General features: G+C 37.1%; 27 protein-coding genes. 20 read left to right on the forward strand and 7 right to left on the reverse strand.

All coding sequences use genetic code 11. From position 1 onward, the window contains the following. The first annotated feature begins 53 nt into the window (after positions 1–53). From JG537_RS03685 to JG537_RS03695, 3 genes are read left to right on the forward strand one after another with little or no spacing between them, the layout of a single operon-like run. On the forward strand, positions 54–689 hold the full coding sequence (locus JG537_RS03685) for a GTP pyrophosphokinase (RefSeq protein ID WP_199543686.1): 636 nt from the start codon (positions 54–56) through the stop codon (positions 687–689). Between the two features lie 2 nt (positions 690–691). Next, on the forward strand, positions 692–1372 hold the full coding sequence (locus JG537_RS03690; RefSeq protein WP_199543688.1) for a response regulator transcription factor: 681 nt from the start codon (positions 692–694) through the stop codon (positions 1370–1372). Positions 1373–1380: 8 nt separating this feature from the next. Beyond that, positions 1381–2607: a sensor histidine kinase gene (locus JG537_RS03695; protein ID WP_199543689.1), complete on the forward strand. Its 1227-nt coding sequence runs from the start codon at positions 1381–1383 to the stop codon at positions 2605–2607. Positions 2608–2650: 43 nt separating this feature from the next. On the opposite strand, the gene JG537_RS03700 is transcribed toward JG537_RS03695, so the two are convergent. The 3 genes from JG537_RS03700 to JG537_RS03710 form a co-directional block, all read right to left on the reverse strand. Continuing rightward, entirely contained in the window at positions 2651–3496 is an 846-nt protein-coding gene (locus tag JG537_RS03700) for an aldo/keto reductase (RefSeq protein ID WP_199543691.1), read from the reverse strand. 66 nt (positions 3497–3562) lie between these two features. Further along, a complete protein-coding gene (locus JG537_RS03705; RefSeq protein ID WP_199543693.1) occupies positions 3563–4477 on the reverse strand; it encodes a LysR family transcriptional regulator in 915 nt (304 codons plus the stop codon). A gap of 395 nt (positions 4478–4872) precedes the next feature. Then, positions 4873–5025 (reverse strand): hypothetical protein, encoded by a 153-nt coding sequence (locus JG537_RS03710; RefSeq protein WP_199543695.1) that lies wholly within the window; start codon positions 5023–5025, stop codon positions 4873–4875. A gap of 25 nt (positions 5026–5050) precedes the next feature. Here JG537_RS03710 and JG537_RS03715 point away from each other — a divergent pair, with 25 nt between their 5' ends. From JG537_RS03715 to fni, 13 genes are all read left to right on the forward strand, one after another. Then, positions 5051–6076, forward strand: a complete 1026-nt coding sequence (locus JG537_RS03715; protein ID WP_199543697.1) for a uroporphyrinogen decarboxylase family protein — start codon at positions 5051–5053, stop codon at positions 6074–6076. A gap of 60 nt (positions 6077–6136) precedes the next feature. Then, on the forward strand, positions 6137–7015 hold the full coding sequence (locus JG537_RS03720; RefSeq protein ID WP_199543699.1) for a transporter substrate-binding domain-containing protein: 879 nt from the start codon (positions 6137–6139) through the stop codon (positions 7013–7015). Positions 7016–7024: 9 nt separating this feature from the next. Beyond that, complete coding sequence (locus JG537_RS03725; protein ID WP_199543701.1) at positions 7025–7717, forward strand: amino acid ABC transporter permease; 693 nt, start codon at positions 7025–7027, stop codon at positions 7715–7717. A gap of 10 nt (positions 7718–7727) precedes the next feature. Continuing rightward, positions 7728–8408 carry an amino acid ABC transporter permease gene (locus JG537_RS03730; RefSeq protein WP_199543703.1) on the forward strand — a complete coding sequence of 227 codons (681 nt, stop codon included), beginning with the start codon at positions 7728–7730 and terminating at the stop codon, positions 8406–8408. Between the two features lie 20 nt (positions 8409–8428). Further along, positions 8429–9187 carry an amino acid ABC transporter ATP-binding protein gene (locus JG537_RS03735; RefSeq protein ID WP_199543705.1) on the forward strand — a complete coding sequence of 253 codons (759 nt, stop codon included), beginning with the start codon at positions 8429–8431 and terminating at the stop codon, positions 9185–9187. Positions 9188–9324: 137 nt separating this feature from the next. Then, positions 9325–10008, forward strand: coding sequence for an amino acid ABC transporter permease (locus JG537_RS03740; protein ID WP_199543707.1), 684 nt, complete (start codon positions 9325–9327; stop codon positions 10006–10008). Beyond that, positions 9968–10645, forward strand: a complete 678-nt coding sequence (locus tag JG537_RS03745; protein WP_199543709.1) for an amino acid ABC transporter permease — start codon at positions 9968–9970, stop codon at positions 10643–10645. Before JG537_RS03740 ends, JG537_RS03745 begins: the two co-directional genes overlap by 41 nt. Beyond that, positions 10633–11397 carry an amino acid ABC transporter ATP-binding protein gene (locus JG537_RS03750; protein WP_199543710.1) on the forward strand — a complete coding sequence of 255 codons (765 nt, stop codon included), beginning with the start codon at positions 10633–10635 and terminating at the stop codon, positions 11395–11397. The genes JG537_RS03745 and JG537_RS03750 overlap by 13 nt, the downstream gene beginning before the upstream one ends. A gap of 34 nt (positions 11398–11431) precedes the next feature. Further along, positions 11432–12310 (forward strand): cysteine ABC transporter substrate-binding protein, encoded by an 879-nt coding sequence (locus tag JG537_RS03755; RefSeq protein ID WP_199543711.1) that lies wholly within the window; start codon positions 11432–11434, stop codon positions 12308–12310. A gap of 166 nt (positions 12311–12476) precedes the next feature. Continuing rightward, entirely contained in the window at positions 12477–13355 is an 879-nt protein-coding gene (gene mvk / locus JG537_RS03760) for a mevalonate kinase (protein ID WP_199543717.1), read from the forward strand. Next, positions 13337–14287 (forward strand): diphosphomevalonate decarboxylase, encoded by a 951-nt coding sequence (gene mvaD, locus JG537_RS03765; RefSeq protein ID WP_199543719.1) that lies wholly within the window; start codon positions 13337–13339, stop codon positions 14285–14287. The genes mvk and mvaD overlap by 19 nt, the downstream gene beginning before the upstream one ends. Next, positions 14274–15272 (forward strand): phosphomevalonate kinase, encoded by a 999-nt coding sequence (locus JG537_RS03770; protein ID WP_199543721.1) that lies wholly within the window; start codon positions 14274–14276, stop codon positions 15270–15272. The genes mvaD and JG537_RS03770 overlap by 14 nt, the downstream gene beginning before the upstream one ends. Further along, entirely contained in the window at positions 15269–16267 is a 999-nt protein-coding gene (fni, locus tag JG537_RS03775) for a type 2 isopentenyl-diphosphate Delta-isomerase (protein WP_199543723.1), read from the forward strand. Before JG537_RS03770 ends, fni begins: the two co-directional genes overlap by 4 nt. Positions 16268–16291: 24 nt before the next feature. On the opposite strand, the gene trhA is transcribed toward fni, so the two are convergent. The 4 genes from trhA to JG537_RS03795 all read right to left on the reverse strand — a co-directional run bounded on the left by trhA (position 16292) and on the right by JG537_RS03795 (position 19965). Continuing rightward, the gene (gene trhA, locus JG537_RS03780; protein ID WP_074481671.1) at positions 16292–16948 is read right to left on the reverse strand and encodes a PAQR family membrane homeostasis protein TrhA; all 657 of its coding nucleotides are present in this window, start codon (positions 16946–16948) and stop codon (positions 16292–16294) included. Beyond that, positions 16938–17381 carry a DUF1836 domain-containing protein gene (locus tag JG537_RS03785; protein WP_132869344.1) on the reverse strand — a complete coding sequence of 148 codons (444 nt, stop codon included), beginning with the start codon at positions 17379–17381 and terminating at the stop codon, positions 16938–16940. The genes trhA and JG537_RS03785 overlap by 11 nt, the downstream gene beginning before the upstream one ends. A gap of 144 nt (positions 17382–17525) precedes the next feature. Then, complete coding sequence (locus tag JG537_RS03790; protein ID WP_199543725.1) at positions 17526–18800, reverse strand: hydroxymethylglutaryl-CoA reductase, degradative; 1275 nt, start codon at positions 18798–18800, stop codon at positions 17526–17528. Beyond that, positions 18790–19965 (reverse strand): hydroxymethylglutaryl-CoA synthase, encoded by a 1176-nt coding sequence (locus tag JG537_RS03795; RefSeq protein ID WP_199543741.1) that lies wholly within the window; start codon positions 19963–19965, stop codon positions 18790–18792. Before JG537_RS03795 ends, JG537_RS03790 begins: the two co-directional genes overlap by 11 nt. 328 nt (positions 19966–20293) lie before the next feature. Here JG537_RS03795 and JG537_RS03800 point away from each other — a divergent pair, with 328 nt between their 5' ends. From JG537_RS03800 to yihA, 4 genes are all read left to right on the forward strand, one after another. Next, a complete protein-coding gene (locus JG537_RS03800) occupies positions 20294–21133 on the forward strand; it encodes a thymidylate synthase (protein WP_199543743.1) in 840 nt (279 codons plus the stop codon). Between the two features lie 82 nt (positions 21134–21215). Then, the gene (locus tag JG537_RS03805; protein WP_074481676.1) at positions 21216–21710 is read left to right on the forward strand and encodes a dihydrofolate reductase; all 495 of its coding nucleotides are present in this window, start codon (positions 21216–21218) and stop codon (positions 21708–21710) included. Positions 21711–21938: 228 nt separating this feature from the next. Further along, positions 21939–23168 carry an ATP-dependent Clp protease ATP-binding subunit ClpX gene (gene clpX / locus JG537_RS03810; protein ID WP_199543752.1) on the forward strand — a complete coding sequence of 410 codons (1230 nt, stop codon included), beginning with the start codon at positions 21939–21941 and terminating at the stop codon, positions 23166–23168. 10 nt (positions 23169–23178) lie between these two features. Next, positions 23179–23772 carry a ribosome biogenesis GTP-binding protein YihA/YsxC gene (yihA, locus tag JG537_RS03815; protein ID WP_199543755.1) on the forward strand — a complete coding sequence of 198 codons (594 nt, stop codon included), beginning with the start codon at positions 23179–23181 and terminating at the stop codon, positions 23770–23772. Positions 23773–23904: the final 132 nt, after the last annotated feature.

The raw sequence follows: 23904 nt of genomic DNA on the forward strand, positions 1-23904 counted from the left end.
TTTATTTTAAGGAATTTTGCTATAATTGAGATATCACTTAGTTAGGAAATAATATGACAGATACAATTTATGGAGAATATGCTGAGTATCTTCCTTTGATTTTAGAAGACTTTAGCCAGCGTATTCAAGAAAAAAATGACCTGACCAAGAAAGAGACAGGTTATAAGTTATTTGAGCATTTGATTTCACGTGTTAAAACACCTGAAAGTATGGTCGAAAAGTGCCAACGAAAGGGTTTTGAAATCTCAACGGAGTCAGCACTAAGACAAATTCGTGACAGTATCGGTTTACGTATTGTTTGTGGTTTTGTCGATGACATTTATCGCTTGGTTGATGTGATTCATTCTTTTGAAGATTGCAGGATTGTCGGTGAAAAAGACTACATCAAAAATGCCAAACCAAATGGTTACCGTTCTTATCACATGATTGTAGAGGTTGAGACACCTTATCCTGATTGTCTTGGAAATGAGCAGGGCTCATACTTTATCGAAATTCAGCTTCGCACCATTGCCATGGATTCTTGGGCGAGTTTGGAACATCAGATGAAATACAAGCATGACATCAAAGACCCAAAACGTATTGTGCGTGAGTTAAAACGCTGTGCTGATGAATTGGCTTCCTGCGATTTGACTATGCAAACTATTCGCAACTTGATTCAAGAAAGCTCTCGACTTGAAGGAGACGACTAATTATGAAAGTACTTATAGCAGAAGACGAAGTTCAGATGAACCGCGTGTTGACAACTGCCCTTACGCATGAAGGTTATGAGGTTGACTCGGTTTTTGATGGGCAAGCAGCGGTTGATAAAGCTAAAGAAAATGCCTATGATGTCATGGTCATGGACATTATGATGCCAAGAAAAACAGGGATTCAAGCTGTACAAGAAATCCGTCAAACTGGTAACCAAGCTCACATCATCATGCTAACAGCTATGGCTGAAATTGATGACCGTGTTACAGGGCTTGATGCTGGAGCGGATGATTACCTTACCAAGCCATTTTCTCTTAAGGAGTTGTTAGCCCGCCTACGCTCGATGTCACGCCGAGTGGATACCAACTTTACGTCAAATATTTTAAAACTAGGTAGCGTTACTCTAAATGTTGGTGAGCAGGAATTGGCTAGTCAAAATACCATCCGCCTAGCAGGGAAAGAAGCTAAGATGCTTGAGTTTTTCATGTTAAACCCTGGCAAGAAACTCTCAACAGAGCAGCTTTTCAATCATGTCTGGGCAAGTGATAAGGATGACCCAGAGATTGATGAGGGGTATGTCTTTATCTATGTCTCTTATCTCCGTCAAAAACTCCAATCTGTGGGAGCAAATCTTGTGATTGAAGGAGAAGACATGAGTGATTATGAATTGAAAGAATTGTAGGTGACGCTATGTTTCGTAAACTTCGTCTACGTTTTATTGCCATTGCCTCATTAGCGATTCTAATTGTGCTGTTTTCGGTTGTTGGTGTTTTGAATTCGGCTCGCCATGTTCAGACTGTCGATGAGATTAATAAAATTTTGACTCTGCTTTCTGATAATGGCGGAAGCTTCCCTAGCATTTCAAAGACCACAAGTGAGCTAGGAAACACTGTATCAGTAGACACTCTTTTTCAATACCGTTATTTTAGTGCCAAAATGGACCATGACGGCAATATCATCTCCTTAAATTCTAGTAATATTTCTGATTTGACGGACCAAGAAGTCAAAGAATTTTTGGAAAGAATCAGTCATTCTAAGGATACGAGAGGGGATTTTTCTTATCACCACCACACTTATTCTTACATGGTGTCTGAGACTAGTCGTCGTAGCGATTTAATCGTGGTACTAGATTCGACTAATCAATTTAGAGATAATATGACTCTGGTGCATTTGTCGATTTGGATGTCAGGAATTAGTTTTATTTTCTTTGTCTTGGTGATTTCGATTGTGTCTGGCAAGGTGATTAAGCCATTTATTCGCAATTATGAGCGGCAACGTCGTTTTATCACCAATGCAGGGCATGAGTTGAAAACGCCTCTTGCTATCATTTCAGCTAACAATGAACTGGTTGAGTTGATGAATGGTGAGTCAGAGTGGACTAAAAGCACTAATGATCAAGTGGAACGAATGACTGGTTTGATTAATAGCTTAGTTGCCATGGCACGCTTGGAAGAACAACCTGAGTTAGTTCTTACCAATGTGAATTTTTCAGACATTGCTAGAGATGCTGCTGAAGACTTTAAAGGACCAGTTATCAAGGATGGCAAGGAATTCGTCATGGACATTCAGCCAAATATTCATGTTAAGGCTGAAGAAAAATCGTTGTTTGAACTTGTTACGCTTTTGGTTGATAATGCCAATAAATATTGTGACCCAGCTGGCAAGGTTTCGGTGACCCTAAGCAAGAACAGATTGTCAAAAGCTAAACTTGAAATTTCTAATACCTACACCAAAGGAAAAGACGTTGATTATACGAAATTCTTTGAGCGTTTTTACCGAGAAGATGAATCGCATAACAACAAGACTTCGGGTTATGGCATTGGTTTATCAATGGCACAAACCATGGTCAAACTTTTCAAGGGCAATATCTCTGTGACATATAAAGACGATACCATCACATTTGTGGTGAGTTTGTAAATAATGATAAACAAAAAGGCAGCAATCTTGCTGCCTTAATTTTTTATGCTTTATAACCTGATAGGCGTTTGACTTGTTCGATGCTTTCATTTGGTCCATAGTTGTTTGGAAAACGGTCGAGTTTTGCGATGGTATCAAGGTCATTTTGGCTGAGTTCAAAATCAAAAACGTTAAAGTTTTGTCTGATACGATCTAGGTGAACAGATTTTGGAATGGTCAAAATATCATTTTGAAGTTGCCAACGAAGAATGACTTGAGCAACGGTTTTTCCGTGTTTTTCAGCAATGCTGTTTAGGGTAACGTCGTTGAAGATATCATCCTTTCCTTGGTTAAATGGACTCCAAGCTTGTGTTGCTATACCAAATTCTGCATTAGCCTTGCGAAGTAAGTTTTGTTGTTTGTAAGGATGAAGCTCAATCTGGTTGAGGGCTGGAACAATTTCAGTATTTAAGGCAAAATCCGCGATGCGTCCAGTTGAGAAATTGGAAACACCAATTGCTCGAATGCGACCTTCTTTATAAAGGTCAGCCATGGCACGCCAGGCACCGTGTGTATCCCCATATGGTTGGTGAATGAGATAGAGGTCAAGGTAATCAGTACCGAGTTTTTTTAGACTTTCTTCAAAAGCTTTTTTGGTTTCGTCATAGCCAAGTTGGTTTATCCAAGTTTTTGTAGTGATGAAAATCTCTTCTCGTTTGATACCTGAAGCTTTAATGGCACTGCCGACAGCCTCTTCATTACGATAGAGCGCAGCTGTGTCAATCAGGCGATAGCCTACTTCGATAGCGTTTTCCACGGCTTTTTGGCATTCATCTTGGTCAAACATTTGCCAAACACCAAAGCCGAGTTTGGGGATTTGAACACCGTTGTTTAAGGTTTTAAATTCCATAAGCGTCCTCCTTTTTTCCTTTATTCTAGCATAAAAGACTTACAAGCTTAAAAGATATGACTTGAACTAGAAAAGTTGACTCTTGTCTGAGAATTCTTCTAAGCTGAGTTTGATTTCATTGATGAAACTTGCTCCGATGTCAGAGAGTTTTTTCTTGCGATTGGTCACATAACCTAGTGTGTGTTTAGGGCTATTTTGCAAAGGAATGAGAACAATCTGGTTTTTAACAAAACTATTGACGATGCCAAGACCTGAAGCGTAAGCGTCTGTTGCGCAAAGTAAATTCATGACAGTTCCACGGTCATTGCTGTAGAGAATGCGTTGTTGGTCATGAATATCAAGAGCATCTTCATCAAAGTTCAGTCCAGACTGTTCTTGACGAAAGCGAATTTGATTATATCCTTTTAAGTCTGTTTCTGAAATGACAGATTTGTGAGCCAAAGGATGGTCACGACGTAAAAAGACACGCGTTGGAAATTCTCCCAGCGAGGTAAATTCCAAATCATGATATTGCAAAGCTGATGATAAAATATGTTCATTCTCATCATCTAGGTAAATAATCCCAAGGTCAGCTTCAAAAGAAGCGACGCTGTCTAAGATTTTTTTAGTGGTCGTTTCAATGGTTTGAAATTCTTGATAATCTTGTTTAAATTCTTGGGCGACTTTAGCAAGTGGAATAGATAAAAAGTCGTAGTGATGAGAAGCAACCGTAAAACTTTTCTTAAATTGATCATGGTAGCGTTGTTGTAATAAATCTAATTCTCCAATGATGCGTTTAGCATACTTTAAAAAATCATGACCATCCTCAGTTAAACGCGTACCTGTATTAGAGCGCGTGAAAAGCTGGACTCCTAATTCAGTTTCTAAATCTTTAATAGAGCAAGACAAGTTGGGCTGAGTCATGTATAATTCCTTAGCGGCCTGGCTAAAAGACCCTACGCGAGCGACGACTTCGACATAACGACATTGTTGGAAATTCATAAAACATCATCCCTTCTTGTAATAATTGTTAATATTATAGTGAAAATACATTAAAAAATCAGCAAAATTCTGATAAGAATATCTTAAGTACTGATAAAAAAATCCTATAACCTGCGATAAATATGCTTAATTATTAGCCGATTTTATGGCTGGCAATAAAAAGAATAGATTTTTCTAAAGAGCTTAAAGCTGATACAATAAGCTTAGAAAGCTACTCGGAGGTGATGTGTCAATGCTCTTAACAGAAAAACACTTAAGAAATAGCTCAATTGCTGTTACAATTATTCTTGTCATATCTCTTCTTTTTTTTTAAAATTGTGCTTCCTTCAAAGTCTATCAAACTAGTAAACGATTATCTCATATTCGAAAGGAAGATATTGTTCGAATTCAAAGTCTTAAGAGTTTGACACATTTACCTTACGAGTAAAAAGTTGGAGATAAAATGTCTCCAACTTTTTTTCTTTTTTATACCATAACTCATTTTTATGGCTGAGCATAAATAAAATAGATTTTTCAAGTCCGATAAAGCGTGATAGTATAATTGCCATACCAAATACAAAGGAGATTACGCTAATGACAACAAAAAGAGAGTGGGTTTTAAAAGCCTTTAAAAATGAAAAAGTTGATAGAGTTCCAGTCGGATTTTGGTATCATTTTACAACAGATGATGAACGGAGCGATGGTTTCAATCCTGTTATTTTTAATAAAAATATCGCTGGGCACAAACGATTTATCTCAGATGTCGATCCAGATTTTGTAAAAATCATGAGTGATGGTTTCTTTACTTATCCAAATGATGCTATTCATGAAAGTATTAAATCGATTCATGAACTTGAAGGGATTACCTCTATTGGAGAAAATCATCCATGGATTACAAAGCAAGTTGAACTTGCTAAAAAAATTCGTGAAGATTTCCATGAAGATATTGCATCTTTCTATAATATCTTTGCTCCAGCAACTTATCTCAAATGGCATCTTGATGGAAAAGGTGGCAATGGGGATAAAATTATTGAAGATTTTATCAAAGAAGATCCAGAATTAACGAAGAAAGTTCTCGATGTGATTGCCTTTGATATTGCACTTCTAACAAAACGTTTGATTGAAGAAGCTGGCGTTGATGGGATTTACCTCAGTGTTCAGAATTTGCAGGATTCACGATTGAGTCGCATTGAATATGACCATGTTATCAGACCGGGCGAATTACATGTTTTAAACCGAGCTATTTCAGCCGGTGGAACAAATATTCTTCATATCTGCGGTTATGAAGGTGCTACAAATGATATTTCGTACTACACTGATTATCCAGCTGATGTCATTAATTGGGCTGTTGAATTGGAAGGTGTTAGCCTATCAGAAGGACGTCAGTTATTTGGTGGAAAAACGGTTCTCGGTGGCTTTAGAAATACTGAAAATGATTTGCTTTATCGAGGAAGTAAGGAAGCTATTCAAGACAAAGTTAAACAGTTGCTTGAAGAAGCGGGACGTCAAGGCGTTGTTATCGGTGCTGATTGCACGGTGCCAAGTGATATTGCCTCAGAACGTATTGCTTGGGTGAAAGAAGCTGTTCTTGATGAGGTTCTTGTCAAAGCAGCCGTTTGATTTTATGAGTTTTTAGGAATGAAAGAAAAGTTTTAGGTAAAAAGAAAAGGAGTGGGTTATATGAGTAAGAAAAAATGGATTATTTCTGGTGGTGTTATTGTAGCACTTGTTGCAGCGACAGTTGTCGGACGTCAATTAACAGGTAAGACATCAGCAAGTGCAGACAGTTCATCGAATAAATCTGACAAAGTAACAACTTTGCAAGTCGCTCACACACAAAATTATGTTCCATATGATTTTGTCAATGACAAAGGTGAAAGTGATGGATTTGAAGTTGCAGTGTTAAAAGCTGTTGATGACAAGCTAAAAAATTATAAGTTTGATTATACGGGAACAAGCGATGAAGATTTATTGATTGGTCTTGAATCAGGCAAGTATGATATTGGTGTCAAAGGGGCTTGGTACACCGAAGAACGCGCGCAAAAATTCATTATTCCTGATGAAGCCATTGGTGCTAGTGTAATTGGATTTGCCATTCGAAAAGCTGATGAAGGAAAATACAAAGACATTGATTCATTTGCCAAAGATGGTGGTAAGTTGGTTCCAATTTCGCCACAAAATGCTCAATATAATGTCATTCAAGAGTACAACAAAAAAGCTAAACACCCAATTGAACTCAAAGAATCTGAAAGCTTCTCAGTTGCGGATGCCTATGCTTGGGTGCTTGAAGGTCGTTATGACGCTTATTTCTCAATTAAATTGTCATTTGAAGAAGCTGTCAAAAAAGAAGATGGGGCTTACCATCAGTATGCAGACCAATTGACATGGTTCCCATATAAAGGTATTGAAACATACCCATTGATTCATAAAAATGATACTAATAAAGCATTTGCAAAAGAATACGATAAAGCCATCAAGGAATTGCAAAAAGATGGTACAATTGCTAAACTTTCACAAAAATACTTTGGAGAAGATGTCTTTAGTTATGTAACAGATTAGGAGGTAGCTATGGTTTCTTATGAACCGTCTCGTGTAATAAGAGTAATTCCAGATATTTTAACAGCTCTACCTCTTACTTTATGGGTCTTGGCATTAACTGTTTTGTTAGGAAGTTTATTAGGTTTCTTGTTAGCTTATGCACAACTATCAGACGAACATGGCTTTTCCATTTTAGCTAGAGGCTATGTCTTTATACTAAGATGTACACCACCAATTGTTCTTATCTTCCTTGTTTTTTATGGTTTACCTCGTTTTTTAGAATGGTGGTTAGGGATTGATGTAAATGGCTGGTCTCGTTCGATATTTGTGATTTTAGCAATGACTTTGCTCTTTGCGGCAAGTATTTCAGAAGTCTTTAAATCTTCGTATTTAGCCTTGCCAAAAGGACAACTAGAAGCTGGTCTTAGTATTGGTTTAACAGATTCTCAGACTTTTGTGCGTATTCTTTTGCCTCAAGCTTTTAGAATTGCCCTTCCTAACATTACAAGTGCCGTGATTAATTTATTAAAGGATATTGCTCTAGCTTACACCATTGGATTAGTGGATTTGATGGGTGAAGGCAATCTTATCATTTCGCGCAACATGGGCAATTATTCTTTGGAAACTTATACCGCAGTTGCCATTATTTACTGGAGTTTAGCACTGATTTTGTCTGTTGTTACTCATGTGATTGAAAATGATTTGGATACTAGAGAGGGTTAAGGAGGAGATTATGGATTTTTCTTATATTTTGGAAACATTTGTGAAGACTCTCGCTGGTATTCCGGTGACGTTAGGAATTATGGTGGTTTCGATTCTTTTGAGTTTTTTTCCAGCACTTTTCTTGGCCTTGGGGCGTATTTACAGGGTCAAAGGGGTGACAACATTTTCAGTGATTTACCTTGCTTTTATACGATCAACACCGGCTATTTTATTGATTTTATTTTTCTACAGCCTTTTTCCAAGTTTGATTAATCAATTATTGAAAGCATCAGGTTTTAACGTTTTTGACATTAATCCCATTTATTATGCATTTGTTATCTTCGGTCTAATGACGACTGGAAGTCTTTCTGAAATTATTCGCTCGGCAATTTTGACGGTTGATAAGGGGCAGTTAGAGGCAGCTCTTGCTATTGGTTTGTCAAAAAAACAAGCTTATCTCAGGATTGTCTTTCCTCAAGCAATTCGTCAGGCTTTGCCAAATCTCTGTAATTTAGTGATTAATCTTGTCAAAGGTACCTCTCTTGTTTTTGTAATGACAGTAAAAGATATTACAGCGATTGCGAAAATTGAAGCTGCTTATGGCTACCATTATTTTGAATCCTATTTTGTTATTTTTATTATTTACATTGTGATTTGCGGGCTTATTCAATATGGATTTAAAATCTTGGAAAAACGGGCACAAATTGGTTGATCTAAAGTGAGGAGTTTGTTATGTTAACAGTGAAAAATATCGAAAAATCATTTGGAGATAAGAAAGTTTTAGATGGCATTAGTTTGACAGTTAATCAAGGAGATGTTGTGGTGATTTTGGGACCATCAGGGTCAGGGAAAACAACTTTTCTTAGGTCTTTAAATTACCTTGAACATGCGGATGCGGGAGAATTAGAATTAGACGGAAAATCTTATGATTTAGCAAAAATCAGCCGTAAAGATGTCCTTGAAATTCGAAAGAAAACAGCTTTTGTTTTCCAAAATTATAATTTATTTGCCAATAAAACAGCACTTGAAAATATCTTAGAAGGCTTAGTGATTGCTAGGAAAGTGCCCAAAGAAAAAGCTATTCCGATTGCTGAAAATGCTCTTAAAAAAGTTGGGCTTTTAGAGAAAAGAGATTTTTATCCGAGCCAATTATCAGGTGGCCAGCAACAACGGATTGGAATTGCGCGTGCCATCGCTGTTAAACCAGAAGTAATCCTTTTTGACGAACCAACGTCAGCGCTTGACCCAGAATTGATTGGTGATGTTCTTGACGTGATGAAGGAATTGGCCGAAGAAGGCGTGACAATGGTTGTTGTGACCCACGAAATGAGCTTCGCGCGTGATGTGGCAACACACATTATCTTCATGGAGGGTGGACATATCATAGAAGAAGGTGACCCGAAAGAATTCTTCACACGACCAAAAGAAGAACGTACCAAACAATTCTTGACACGAATTATTCCAGAACTTAATATAGACCCAGTGATTTGAAAAATGTCGGCATGCTTTTGTGCCGATGTTTTTTTAGTTAGATTATAAATATTTTTTATGGCGAAGCATAAATAATTTAGAGTACACGAGTTTGGGATATTTTCCTATAATACCTTTATAACGTTTGGAGGGATATCATGTTAGATTGGGAGTTTATTTATGCGAATATTCCTTTGTACCAACAAGCTTTGCGATTAACGGTTAGGCTGGCTTGTTTTGGTATTTTAGGAGCGTTTGTTCTAGGCTTTTTGATTAGTCTGATTAAATTCTATCGGATTCCAATTCTGAGTCAGCTTTGTCAAATTTACATAGAACTGTCACGAAATACACCTCTTTTGATACAACTCTATTTTCTTTACTTTGGTTTACCAAAGATTGGTTTGGTCTTATCATCAGAGCTTTGTGCGGTTGTAGGGCTAACTTTTTTAGGGGGATCTTATATGGCTGAATCATTTCGTTCAGGCTTTGAGGCTGTTTCAAAAAGGCAGTACGAAGTAGGGTTAAGTCTAGGCTTGACGCCAGTTCAAAATGTCTTTTATGTGATATTTCCTCAAGCACTTGCTGTGGCTCTACCATCTTTAGCTGCTAATGTCATTTTTTTAATTAAGGAAACTTCTGTTTTTTCAATTGTTGCTTTAGCAGACTTGATGTATGTAGCTAAAGATTTGATTGGACTTTATTATGAAACAGATGAAGCTCTTTTGATGCTAGTGCTCGCTTATCTGATAGTCCTGCTACCAATTTCATTGCTAGCAAGACTAGTAGAAGGGAGGTTACGTCATGCAGGATTCAGGCCTTCAAGTGATTTTTCAGGGGAATAATCTTCTTCGCTTGTTTAAGGGGTTACTTGTAACCATTGATATCTCGTTACTGTCAATTGTGATTTCATTGATTTTAGGGTTTGCTTTTGGATTTGTGATGATATCGCACTTTCGCATTATTCGGATACTTTCACAGCTCTATTTAGAATTTATTAGGATTATGCCACAGTTGGTTCTTTTGTTTTTGGTTTATTTTGGACTTGCTAGGAGTTTTAATCTAAACCTATCTGGAGAACTTGCAGCAGTCATTGTTTTTTCAATGTGGGGGACAGCTGAGATGGGAGATCTTGTCCGCGGGGCACTAACCTCTTTACCTAAGCATCAATTCGAAAGTGGTCTAGCTTTGGGGTTAACTAAACGGCAATTGTTTATCTATGTGATTATTCCACAAATTTTACGTCGCTTATTACCCCAAGCTGTAAATTTGATGACAAGAATGATTAAAACGACTTCATTGGTTGTCTTGATTGGAGTTGTTGAAGTGGTCAAAGTTGGGCAAGAGATTATTGAAGCTAATCGATTAACAGTTCCAAGTACAGCAATTTGGATTTATGGCTTTATTTTCATCTTGTATTTTGCCATCTGTTTTCCAATCTCGCGATTGTCAATGTACCTAGAAACTGTATGGAAGGAGTAACAGAATTGACAAAAGTTTTAGAACTCAAGAAAATAAAGAAATCTTATGATAGTCAAGTTGTTTTGGACAATGTGTCTTTTTCAGTTGACGAGGGTGAAGTTTTAGTCATTCTAGGTCCTTCTGGATGTGGAAAATCAACTTTACTTCGCTGTATTAATGGTTTAGAGCCAATCCAATCTGGGGAAGTTCGTCTAGAGGGTGAAAATATTTTAACAACCCCTAAAAATTTACCACAGATTCGTCAAAAAATAGGCATGGTTTTTCAGTCTTATGACCTTTTTCCTCATTTGACTGTTTTAAAAAATCTATTGCTAGCACCGATTAGAGCTCAAAAGCGCTCAGCAAATGAAGTAAGGAAAGAAGCTTTGCAGCTGCTAGAACGTGTTGGGCTATCTGGAAAAGAAAATAGCTATCCGCATGAATTATCTGGTGGACAACAGCAGCGTGTTGCTATTATAAGAAGTTTGCTCTTACATCCAGAGGTTTTATTATTCGATGAAGTGACAGCTTCGCTTGACCCAGAAATGGTGAGAGAAGTTTTAGAGTTGATTGGTGAATTAGCAAACGAAGGTCGGACAATGATTATTGTGACCCATGAATTACAATTTGCTAAAGCAATCGCGGACCGTGTGATATTTCTTGAGAAAGGTCATATCGTTGAAGAAAGTGATGCTGAAACATTTTTTTCTCAACCGAAAACCCAACGTGCTCGAGATTTCTTAAATGTCTTTGATTTTTCAACGGTTGGTTAATATGTGTGATTATTTTTATAAAGGAGATATATATATGAAAATTGTAAAACGTTTTTTGGCACTTGCTAGTCTATTATTCCTTGTTTTGTTGGTAGGATGTTCAGCATCGAAATCATCAACGGCATCAAGTTCGTCATCATCATCTGCAAATACAGCTAAAGCTCGTTCTCTTGATGCAATTAAGAAAAGTGGTACTATCAAAATTGGTGTTTTCTCTGATAAAAAGCCATTTGGCTACGTAGACGATAAAGGGAAATATCAGGGATATGATGTTTACTTTGCTAACCGTTTGGCAAAAGATCTAGGTGTGAAGGTCAAATATGTATCAGTTGATCCCGCCAGTCGTGTTGAATATTTGACATCAGCAAAAGTAGATATTATTCTTGCAAACTTTACTGTGACTGATGAACGTGCTAAACAAGTTGACTTTGCTTTGCCATACATGAAAGTAGCACTTGGTGTCGTTTCTCCGAGCGATCATTTGATTTCATCTGTTGATGATTTAGAAGGTAAAACACTTATTGTAGGTAAAGGAACAACAGCTGAAACTTACTTTGAAAAGAATTATCCAAAAGTCAATTTGCAAAAATATGATCAATATAGTGAAGCTTACCAAGCTCTGTTAGATGGTCGTGGCGATGCACTTTCTACAGATAATACTGAAGTACTAGCTTGGGCTTTAGAAAACAAAGGATACCAAGTAGGTATTACAAGTTTGGGAGATACCGACACTATTGCACCAGCAGTCCAAAAAGGAAACACTGAACTTCTTGATTGGATTAATGATGAGATTAAAACTTTAGGAAAAGAAGACTTCTTCCACAAAGATTATGACAAAACCCTTGCCCCAGTTTACGGCGATGCTGCTAAAGCAGATGATTTAGTTGTTGAAGGTGGAAAAGTTGACAAATAAATCTTTTGAGATAACATTGTGAAATTGATAAAGTCTGAGAGCCTGACATCTCGGACTTTTTACTATGCCTTTAAATTTTAATCCCCAACATTTTTTAGTAAAAGTCGCTTTTTTTGTGGAACAATGATAAAATGGAGTGTAGACTAAAAAAATATAAGAGAAGAAAATGACTAAGAAAATTGGCGTCGGAAAGGCGCATAGTAAGATTATTTGGATGGGTGAACATTCAGTTGTTTACGGTTATCCTGCCATTGCTATTCCACTTCAAGGAATTGAGGTTGAATGCCGTATCTATCCAGCTGATGAAAAGATTCACTTCGATTATTATGACACATTATCAACGGCTGTTTACGCAGCGCTAGAGTATTTGAATCACACAGATGTTTCCATCACTTATGCTATTCGTTCGGAAATTCCGCAAAAACGTGGTATGGGATCATCTGCAGCCGTTTCAATTGCTGCTATTCGTGCCGTGTTTGATTACTTTGAGCAAAGTATTGACATGGATACGCTTGAAATTTTGGTCAATAAAGCAGAAATTATTGCACATTCAAATCCAAGCGGACTGGATGCTAAGACTTGTTTGAGTGACAAAGCTATTACCTTTATTCGTAATATTGGCTTTAATACGCTGGATTTGGATTTAGAGGCTTATCTGGTCATTGCTGACACAGGGATTTATGGCAATACCCGAGAAGCTGTTGAGAAAGTTGCCCAAGCAGAAGAAGCTAATTTACCACATTTGGCTGCCTTAGGTGATTTGACAGAGTTGGTCCAAAAGGCTATCAAAGAAAAAAATATTCAAAAAATCGGACCACTAATGACGAAAGCTCACACAGAACTTCAAGCTATCGGAGTTAGTATCGATAAAACCGATAAATTAGTTGAGATCTCTTTAGAAAACGGTGCCCTTGGTGCCAAAATGAGTGGTGGCGGACTAGGGGGCTGTATCATTGCCCTTGCAGAAACAAAAGCTGCCGCAGAAAAAATTAGTAAAGCATTAACAGAAGGAGGAGCGGTTCAAACGTGGATCGAAAAATTGTAACGGTAAAATCATATGCCAATATCGCTATTATCAAATACTGGGGGAAAGCTGATGCGGTCAAGATGATTCCAGCAACCAGCAGTATTTCATTGACACTGGAAAATATGTTTACCACAACAAGTGTTTCCTTTTTACCAGACTCAGCGACGCATGATGAATTTTACATCAATGGTGTTTTACAAGATGAAAAAGAACACGCTAAAATTTCTGCCATTATTGACCAGTACCGTGGGCAGCGTTCTGAATATGTTAAAGTTGAAACAAGCAATAATATGCCGACTGCTGCTGGACTTTCATCAAGTTCTAGTGGGCTTTCAGCTCTTGTTAAAGCTTGTAACGAACTCTTTGAAACTGGTCTAAGCCAGGCCGAGTTAGCCCAAAAAGCAAAATTTGCTTCAGGATCATCTTCACGTTCCTTCTTTGGACCACTTGCTGCTTGGGATAAGGATACTGGTGACGTTTATCCTGTTCAAACAGATCTTAAATTGGCAATGATTATGCTAGTTTTAAGCGACAGCAAGAAACCAATTTCTAGCCGAGAAGGTATGAAACGTTGTGTAGAAACGTCAACAACATTTACGGACTGGGTGAAACAATCTGAAAAAGATTATAAGGATATGCTTGCTTATTTGAAAGCTAATGATTTTGAAAAAGTTGGAGAATTGACTGAGCGTAATGCCCTTGCTATGCATGATACTAACACTCATGCTAACCCTCCGTTTAACTATTTAACAGATGAAAGCTATCAAGCAATGGATTTTGTCAAACAACTGCGTGCTGAAGGTGAAAAATGTTATTTCACAATGGATGCTGGTCCAAATGTCAAAGTTCTTTGTCTTGAAGAAGATTTGGAACGTTTGACAAAACGCTTCGAGGAAAACTATCGTGTCATTGTTTCACGAACCAAGGAATTACCAGATGAAAATGATTAAGGTTCAAACTGGCGGAAAGCTCTACATTACTGGTGAGTATGCCATCTTAACACCAGGTCAAACAGCTATCATAAAAAATATTCCCATTCACATGACAGCAGAAGTCAAAGGAAGTCCAGAGATTAAATTATTTTCTGATATGTTTGACTATGCTGTTGGGATGACGGAAGATAACAATTATGCTCTTATTCAGCAAACAATTGTGACACTTTTTGACTATCTAGGGAAGTCAGCTGAAGCAATGCCACCTTTTGAGTTAAGCATTACTGGAAAGATGGAGCGTGATGGCAAGAAGTATGGCATTGGATCAAGTGGTTCGGTTACTGTCTTAACTCTTAAAGCTTTGTCTGCCTTTTATGATTTGAATCTGTCAGCTGATTTGTTATTTAAATTAGCTTCTTACACATTGTTAAAAATGGGCGATAATGGGTCAATGGGTGATATTGCTTGTATTGCTTATGATGATTTGGTTGCTTTTACCTCATTTGATCGCCCAAAAGTCGCAAAGTGGATTGCTGAAGAATCTATTCAAGAAGTCCTTGATAATGATTGGGGTTATCGGATCGAAAGAATTAAACCAGCATTGCCTTGTGAGTTTTTGGTCGGTTGGACTAAGCAACCGTCAATTTCAAAAGATATGATTAATCTGGTGAAATCAGCCATCACACCTGAGTTTTTAGCAGAGACACAAAAACAAGTACTGATTTGTCAAAAGGCTCTAGAAAGTGCTGACAAAGAAACTGTTAAAACATCACTTCAAAAAGTTAGTGATTTACTGCTTGGCTTAAGCTCAGCTATTTATAACGATAAATTAAAAGCTCTAAAAGCTGCTGAAAAAGGTTTAGACGTGATTGCTAAATCATCAGGCTCAGGTGGAGGCGACTGTGGTATTGCAATATCATTTAGCCCTAATGATAGTAAAGAACTCATCAAACGTTGGCAAGAAGCTGGTATTGAGCTACTAGATTTGGAGGAATTAGCATGATGAACCGTAAAGATGAGCATATCAAGTACGCTCTTAAATACCAATCTCCTTATAATTCTTTTGACGATATGGAGTTGATTCATCATTCCCTTCCAGATTATGATTTAAGTGAGATTGATTTGCATACGCACTTTGCAGGACGAGATTTTGATTTTCCCTTTTATATCAATGCTATGACTGGCGGTTCAGAAAAAGCAAAAGCTGTTAATCTTAAATTAGCTCAAGTTGCTCAAGCGACAGGTCTTGTTATGGTTACGGGCTCATATAGTGCTGCTTTGAAAAATCCTGCTGATGATTCTTATCCAAGTAAGGCTGATTATCCAGATTTGTTGTTAGCGACAAATATTGGGATTGATAAATCCTATGAGCTTGGATTACAAACTATTGAAGAAATGCAGCCAATTTTCTTGCAGGTGCATGTGAATCTAATGCAAGAGCTTTTGATGCCAGAAGGAGAGCGTGAATTCCGTTCTTGGAAGCAAAATCTAGTTGATTACGCAACTAAAATGCCAGTTCCAGTTATCCTGAAAGAAGTCGGTTTTGGTATGGATTTAAAAACGATTGAAACTGCTTTTGAGCTGGGGATTAAAACTTTTGATATTTCAGGACGTGGTGGAACAAGTTTTGCTTATATTGAAAATCAACGTGGGGACAATCGCTCCTATCTTAATGATTGGGGTCAAACGACTGTTCAAAGTCTCTTGAATGCTCAATCTATGGTCGATAAAGCTGAGATTTTAGCATCTGGTGGAGTTCGTCATCCGCTTGATATTGTGAAATGTTTAGTACTTGGTGCTAAAGCCGTTGGACTATCACGTACGGTTTTAGAGTTGGTAGAAAAATACCCAGTTGAGAAAGTCATTGATATCATTAACAGTTGGAAAGATGATTTGCGACTAATCATGTGTGCTCTTAACTGTAAAACAATTAAAGACCTAAGACAAGTTGATTATCTTTTGTATGGAAAATTGCAAGAAGCCACAAAAAAACGCTGATTCATGGGAATCAACGTTTTTTTATTATAGCATGAAGTAAACGATGGCGATGTATTGAAGTACAGAAGCAAGCAAGATAAATAGGTGCCAAATCATATGATCATATGGACGTTTTCTAGCATAGAAAACAGCACCAATTGTATAAGCTAAACCACCTGCAACCATTAAACTCCAAAAGACAACTCCAGTTTTGCTAATAATACTTGGAATGATGAAGATGACTAACCATCCCATTAACAAGTAAAGAAAGAGTGAGAATTTTTCATTGATTTTCTTGGCGAAAATTTTGTAAAGAATACCAAAAATTGTAGCACCCCATTGCAATATGATAATTAAGTAACCTAACCAGCCACCAACAAGTGAAAGAGCGACAGGAGTATAAGAACCTGCAATAGCAATATAAATCATACTGTGATCAATGATACGTAAGATGAATTTTTGAGGTGAATCATATTGCATTGAGTGGTAAATGGTTGATGATAGAAACATCAAGAACAAGCTGATATCAAAAATTGACATCCCAACAGCAGCCTGCATGCCATAGTGGTGATAACTGTAAATAGCAGTAATTGGTAAAAGAACAAGCATTGCTACCGCACCAACTGCGTGAGTGACGCTGTTTGCGACTTCTTCACCAAAAGAAAGGCGTTTACTGAGTTTAAGAGTCATGCTAGCTTTCATGAGATTCTCCTTCTAATTCGTGAACCAATTCATGGGTTTGAAAATACAATTTCAAAGTTTGACAAGCAGAGACAACCACAGGTGGTAAATCATCAACTTTTTCACCGTTCATACAAGCTACAAAATCATCATAACGTTTTTGCGACTGGTCATCAGCTGTCAAAAGTGCTAACGTTTGACTAATTTCTTGGATAGAAAAGACATTTTTCAAACTTGTAATCACAATCAATCGAGCAACTTGTTTGCGATTGTATTTCTTTTTAATTGGTTTTTCGAGATGTCCATGTTTGACATAATTATTTATCATTGAAGCTGTTAAGCCTTTGCCATCTTGCTGGTTGGCTTGTCCAACTTGATTAACGTAAAGCAGTACTTGGTCTAAGTACAAATCAATTTCTGGTAATTCAGACCATTTTGGATAAGTTGGTTTCATAAAGTTATATCTACCTCTTTATCTAGTATTGATAACTAGATTATATAATTATCAAAAAATAAAGTCAAGAAAAAAACTGTCCAGTGGACAGTTTTTTCACGAGCCTGAAAATAGGAAAACGAGTCAAGTCCAGTGGACAGTTTTTTAGTTATCTCTAAGATTTAGTAAGATATGCTGAGCAGTTTCTAAATTCATATGTGGTGCTTCTAAAAGAGCTTTAACCACTTCAGAAACTTCTTTATCCTTGGCACCAGCAAGAAGTGCTAGTGATTTTGCTTGCAATTTCATGTGACCTGCTTGGATACCAGTAGATGTCAAAGCTTTAACAGCAGCAAAGTTTTGAGCTAAACCAACTGAGACAATGATTCGTGCAAGTTGACGAGCATCTGGCTGACCAAGAAGATTATGAGCGATTTTAACAGTTGGATTAAGGCCGATAGAACCGCCTTTTGTTGCAATTGGCATTGGCAGAGTTAGCTGACCTCGAAGCACCTGAGAGTCCTCATCAAAAGTCCAAGTGGCTAGACCACGGTACTGACCGTCTTTACAAGCATAGGTATTAGCGCCTGCTTCGATAGCACGCCAGTCATTTCCAGTTGCCATAACGACAGCATCAACACCGTTAAAAATACCTTTGTTGTGAGTGCTTGCACGATAGACATCTTCCTGGGCAAGCTTGCTTGCTAAATGGAATTTGCGAGCTAATTCATGAGCTTCTTCTTTATTACGGCTGAGGTAACGTAGGTCAACTTGACATTCTGCAGTTACTAAAGATTCAGTCGCATAGTTTGATAGAATTGCCATTAAACTTTTTCCGCCAGAGAGTTCTTCAAGACTTGGTACTAAAGCTTCCATCATGGTGTTGACCATGTTAGCACCCATGGCTTCCTGAGTATCAACTGTCAAATAGACAATCACGAAATCATCTTTTTCATCGATACTCAATTCACGAGCACCACCCCCACGTTTTACAATAGAAGGGTGAGCATCGTTAGCTAAGCTTAGCAATTGTTCAGAATGTTCGACGATAGCCTTTTTAGCGGCGCTTTTATTTGGAACGTCATAAAGAGCAACTTGCCCAATCATTTTACGTGAGTGAATTTGAGTTTTGAAACCTCCAGAACGTTTGATGATTTTAGCAGCAAAACTTGCAGCAGCAACCACAGAAGGTTCTTCGGTTACCATAGGAACATTAAATACTTTGTCATCAATTTGAAAATCTGGTGCCAATGAAAATGGCAATGAAAAAGTTCCTAAAAGATTTTCTGTCATTTGATTAGCCGTTTCAAGTGACAGAAGTTTATTAGCTTTTAAGTGTTCTAAGTTATCAGCACTGATAAGTTCATTATTTTCCAGATGTTCAAGGCGTTCAGCCAACGTTTTTTTGGAGAATCCTCCCCAAGTCACTTTATTTGTCATTTACTTTACCATAGATTCTTTGATGTTCACGAATTTCTTTGAGAGCATAGGCTCCAGTTTTGTATTCAGTAATAGTTGCATTACCTTCAGCATCAATCACAGGCTCTTCAAAGAATATTTTTTCATAGTCTTCAACTGATAAACGGATACGTTGTTTAAGTGTTTCGAGACGATTTGTTTGAAGCATATCTTTAAAACCATCGACCAGTGTTGCTGAGAAAATTTCTGCTACAGCACCGCTACCATAACTAAAGAATGCAATATTGTCACCAGCCACAAGATTTTTAGAGTTTTCAAGAAGTGAAAGAAGCCCTAAATAAATTGACCCTGTGTAGATGTTTCCAACTTGTTTACTATAGATAATAGAACTTTCAAAGTTTTCTTTGAGTTTTTCTTTAAGGTCCTCTGGTAGGTTTTTATCCATTACTTTGTTGAAGCCTTTGAGAGCTAATTTAGGAAATGGAAGGTGGAAACAGAAAGCTGAGAAGTCAGCAAGTGAAGTGTCAAAACGTTTTTGGAACTCAGCCCAAGTTGTTTTCAACATGTCAAGGTATTGTTTTGTTGAGTAAATACCGTTAACAAAAGGTGTTGTTGAATAGTTTGGACGCCAGAAATCCATGATATCACGTGTTTGAGCAACTGATTTATCGTTAAGAAGTAGGATACGTGGATCTTTTGAAATCAACATAGCAATACTTCCAGCACCTTGAGTTGGTTCACCTGGTGTGTTAACACCATAATGAGCAACGTCTGAAGCAATCACGAGAACTTTTGATTCAGGGTGCTTTTGAACATGCAAGCGAGCATAGTCAAGAGCAGCTGTTGCACCATAGCAAGCTTCTTTCATTTCAATACTACGAGCAAATGGTTGAATTCCTAGAAGACTGTGGATATAAGTAGAGGCTGCTTTACTTTGGTCAATTGATGATTCAGTTGCCACAATAATCATATCGACAGTTTCTTTGTCTTCTTCGCTTAAGATACTTTCTGCCGCAGATGCACCAAGTGTCACAATATCGTCATTGACTGGTGTGATACTTAGATTATTTAATAGGAGACCTTTGCTGTATTTATCTGGATCAACATTGCGGCTCTCGGCCAAGTCGTCCATATTCAGCACGTATTGTGCTGTTGCAAATCCTATTTTATCAATACCAATTTTCATGAAAAAACCTTTCTCTTTATTGAATTTCCAATAAATGTTAGGGGGTTAAATTCGTACTTTCTTACCTAACAAGTCATTAAAAGGCGGGGAAGTCCTTTTAAAAAAGAAATCCTTTTTTATCAAATTACGGCGTGACGAATAATTGTCCATTCATAATTCTACCACAAAGTATGCAAAATGCCCTATAAAAAATTCGTTTGTTTTATCCTTCAAAGTAATAGCGAATTCAGCCAAATTCGTTAAAAATACTAGCTTTTTTAGTATTTTTCAGATAAAATAGGAAGGAATGATTTTTTTAAATCAATAAAATCAAAGGAGAATGGATAGCATGACTAAAGCAGATGTTATTTTTAAAGAAAATATCAAGAAAATTATGAATGAAGGGGTATTTTCAGAGAATGCACGTCCTGTTTACCAAAGTGGTGGGCAAGCAAATTCTAAATATGTAACAGGTGCTTTTGCGGAATATGACCTTAGTAAAGGTGAGTTTCCGATTACAACCCTTCGTCCTATTCCGATTAAAAGTGCTATCCGAGAAATCTTTTGGATTTATCAAGATCAAACCAATGATCTTTCAGTTTTAAATGATAAATATAATGTTAAATATTGGAATGATTGGGAAGTTGATGGGACTGGTACAATCGGAGAACGCTATGGTGCAGTTGTTAAAAAGCATAATATTGTTCGAAAAATTTTAAAACAACTTGAAGAAAATCCTTGGAATCGTCGTAATGTCATCTCGCTTTGGGACTATGAAGCGTTTGAAAATACTGATGGTCTTTTGCCATGTGCTTTCCAAACCATGTACGATGTTCGTCGTGTTGACGGTGATATTTACCTTGATGCGACATTGACACAACGTTCAAACGATATGTTGGTTTCACACCATATTAATGCCATGCAATATGTCGCCCTTCAAATGATGATTGCAAAACACTTTGGTTGGAAGGTCGGTAAATTCTTCTATTTTGTTAATAATCTACATATTTATGATAACCAGTTTGAACAAGCAGAAGAATTATTACGCCGTCAACCAACTGACTGTCAACCACGTTTGGTTTTGAATGTGCCTGATGGAACAGATTTCTTTGATATTAAACCAGAAGATTTTGAATTAGTTGATTACGATCCCGTTAAACCTCAATTGAAATTTGATTTGGCTATTTAATCTTTTTCAGTGGCTTTCGTATCACATTTCAGCAATTTTATAGGAAATCTGATAAAATGAAGGTAATGAATGAGAGGATAATATGACAAAGAAAATCGTTGCTATCTGGGCGGAAGATGAAAATCGCTTAATTGGGGTAAATGATGGTTTGCCTTGGCGTCTCCCAAAAGAATTGAAGCATTTTAAAGAAACAACGATGGGACAAGCTCTTTTGATGGGGCGTGTGACCTTTGACGGCATGAAACGTCGTATTTTGCCAGGTCGTGAAACCTTGATTTTGACTCGTGACAAAACATTTGAAGCAGACGGTGTAACAGTTGTTCATGATATGGATGACGTATTTGAGTGGTTTAAGAACCATGATAAGACACTTTTCGTAGTCGGTGGAGCAAGTATTTATAAGACCTTTTTACCTTACTGTGACGCCATTATTAAAACAACAGTTCATGGTGAATTTGAAGGAGATACTTATTTCCCAGAGGTCGACTTAAAAGACTTTAAAAAGGTTTCTGAGTCATTTAATGAAAAAGATGACAAAAACGCTTACGATTTTACGATTACAGTTTTTGAAAAATAACACAGGGAGAAAGGAATGCAAAGAAGTATTTTCGGTGTATTCACGGCTCTACTAGCAGTTATCTGTTTTTTGTGTGCTCTCCCAGCACTTCGAAAAAAACGCTATGGATTGGCTGCACTTTTGTTTTTGAATGCATTTACTAACGTTGTAAATACCATTCATGCCGTGTATGGTACCTTGTTTTAATTAATATATATATAGAAAGAATAGAGTTAGAGAGAACAAAAAATGGTTGGAAATCGAACAAATGATGTAAAAGTATATTGCTCATTTTGTGGAAAAAGCCAAGAGGAAGTTAAAAAAATTATTGCTGGAAACAATGTTTTTATCTGTAATGAATGTGTGGCTTTATCCCAAGAGATTATTAAAGAGGAGTTAGCAGAAGAAGTTCTTGTAGATTTGGCTGAAGTTCCAAAACCAAAAGAATTATTAGCTACTCTTGATGAATATGTTGTCGGTCAAGAACGCGCAAAACGTGCCCTCGCAGTGGCTGTCTACAACCACTACAAACGTGTTTCTTTTGCCGAAAGTCGTGATGAAGAAGATGTTGAATTGCAAAAATCTAACATCTTATTAATCGGACCAACTGGTTCAGGGAAAACTTTCCTTGCTCAAACATTAGCCAAAAGCTTGAATGTTCCATTTGCGATTGCTGATGCGACATCATTGACAGAGGCTGGTTATGTTGGTGAAGATGTTGAAAACATCCTTTTGAAATTAATTCAGGCAGCTGACTTCAATATTGAACGCGCAGAACGTGGTATTATTTACGTTGATGAAATTGATAAAATTGCCAAAAAAGGTGAGAATGTTTCAATCACTCGTGATGTTTCAGGTGAAGGGGTTCAACAAGCTCTTCTTAAAATTATTGAAGGAACAATTGCAAGTGTTCCACCACAAGGTGGTCGTAAACACCCTAACCAAGAAATGATTCAAATCAATACTAAGAACATTCTTTTCATCGTTGGTGGTGCTTTTGATGGTATCGAAGACATTGTCAAACAACGTCTTGGTGAAAAAGTTATTGGTTTTGGACAAAATAACCGTAAGATTGATGAAGGTGCTTCTTATATGCAAGAAATCATCTCAGAAGATATTCAAAAATTCGGTTTGATTCCAGAATTTATCGGACGTTTACCTGTTGTAGCAGCACTTGAACAATTGACTACAGATGATTTGGTACGTATCTTGACTGAACCTCGTAACGCTTTGGTGAAACAATATCAAACCTTATTGTCTTATGATGGTGTTGAATTGGAATTTGATGAAGATGCCCTTCAAGCTATTGCTAATAAGGCTATCGAACGTAAGACAGGTGCACGTGGACTTCGTTCAATCATTGAAGAAACGATGATGGATATTATGTTTGAAATTCCTAGTCGTGATGAAGTCACTAAAGTCCGCATCACAAAAGATGCTGTTGAAGGCAAAGATAAACCCATTTTAGAGATTGCCTAAGGAGAAGAGAATGACTGAGTATTTAAATACCCATAATGCCTCACTTCTGTTAAGTGCAGCTAATAAAACACATTATCCGCAAGATGATCTGCCAGAGATTGCTTTGGCTGGTCGTTCTAATGTTGGAAAATCTAGTTTTATCAACACGCTGTTAGGACGTAAGAATTTGGCTCGTACTTCTAGTAAGCCTGGTAAAACACAATTATTGAATTTCTACAATATTGATGATAAATTGCGATTTGTCGATGTTCCAGGTTATGGTTACGCTAAAGTATCGAAGGCTGAGCGTGCTAAATGGGGCAAAATGATTGAAGAATACCTTGTTAGCCGTGATAACTTACGTGCGGTTGTTAGTTTGGTTGATTTTCGTCATGACCCAAGTGCTGATGACATTCAGATGTATGAATTCTTGAAGTATTATGAAATTCCAGTTATCGTGGTAGCTACAAAAGCTGATAAAATTCCACGTGGTAAATGGAACAAGCATGAATCAGCTATCAAGAAAAAAATGAATTTTGATAAATCTGATAAATTTATTGTCTTTTCATCAGTTGACCGTACTGGTTTAGATGAATCATGGGACAGTATTTTGGAAGAATTGTAATAATGAAAGTTTGAATGAAAAATTCAGGCTTTTTTTCATTGTTATAGTTTTTAACTAATGGATTGATAGTTAAACACTATTATCATTTCTTAAAATCTTGTGATATGATAGATATATTACAGATTGAGAGGC

This window comes from Streptococcus vicugnae, assembly GCF_016461705.1.
GTDB lineage: Bacteria > Bacillota > Bacilli > Lactobacillales > Streptococcaceae > Streptococcus > Streptococcus vicugnae.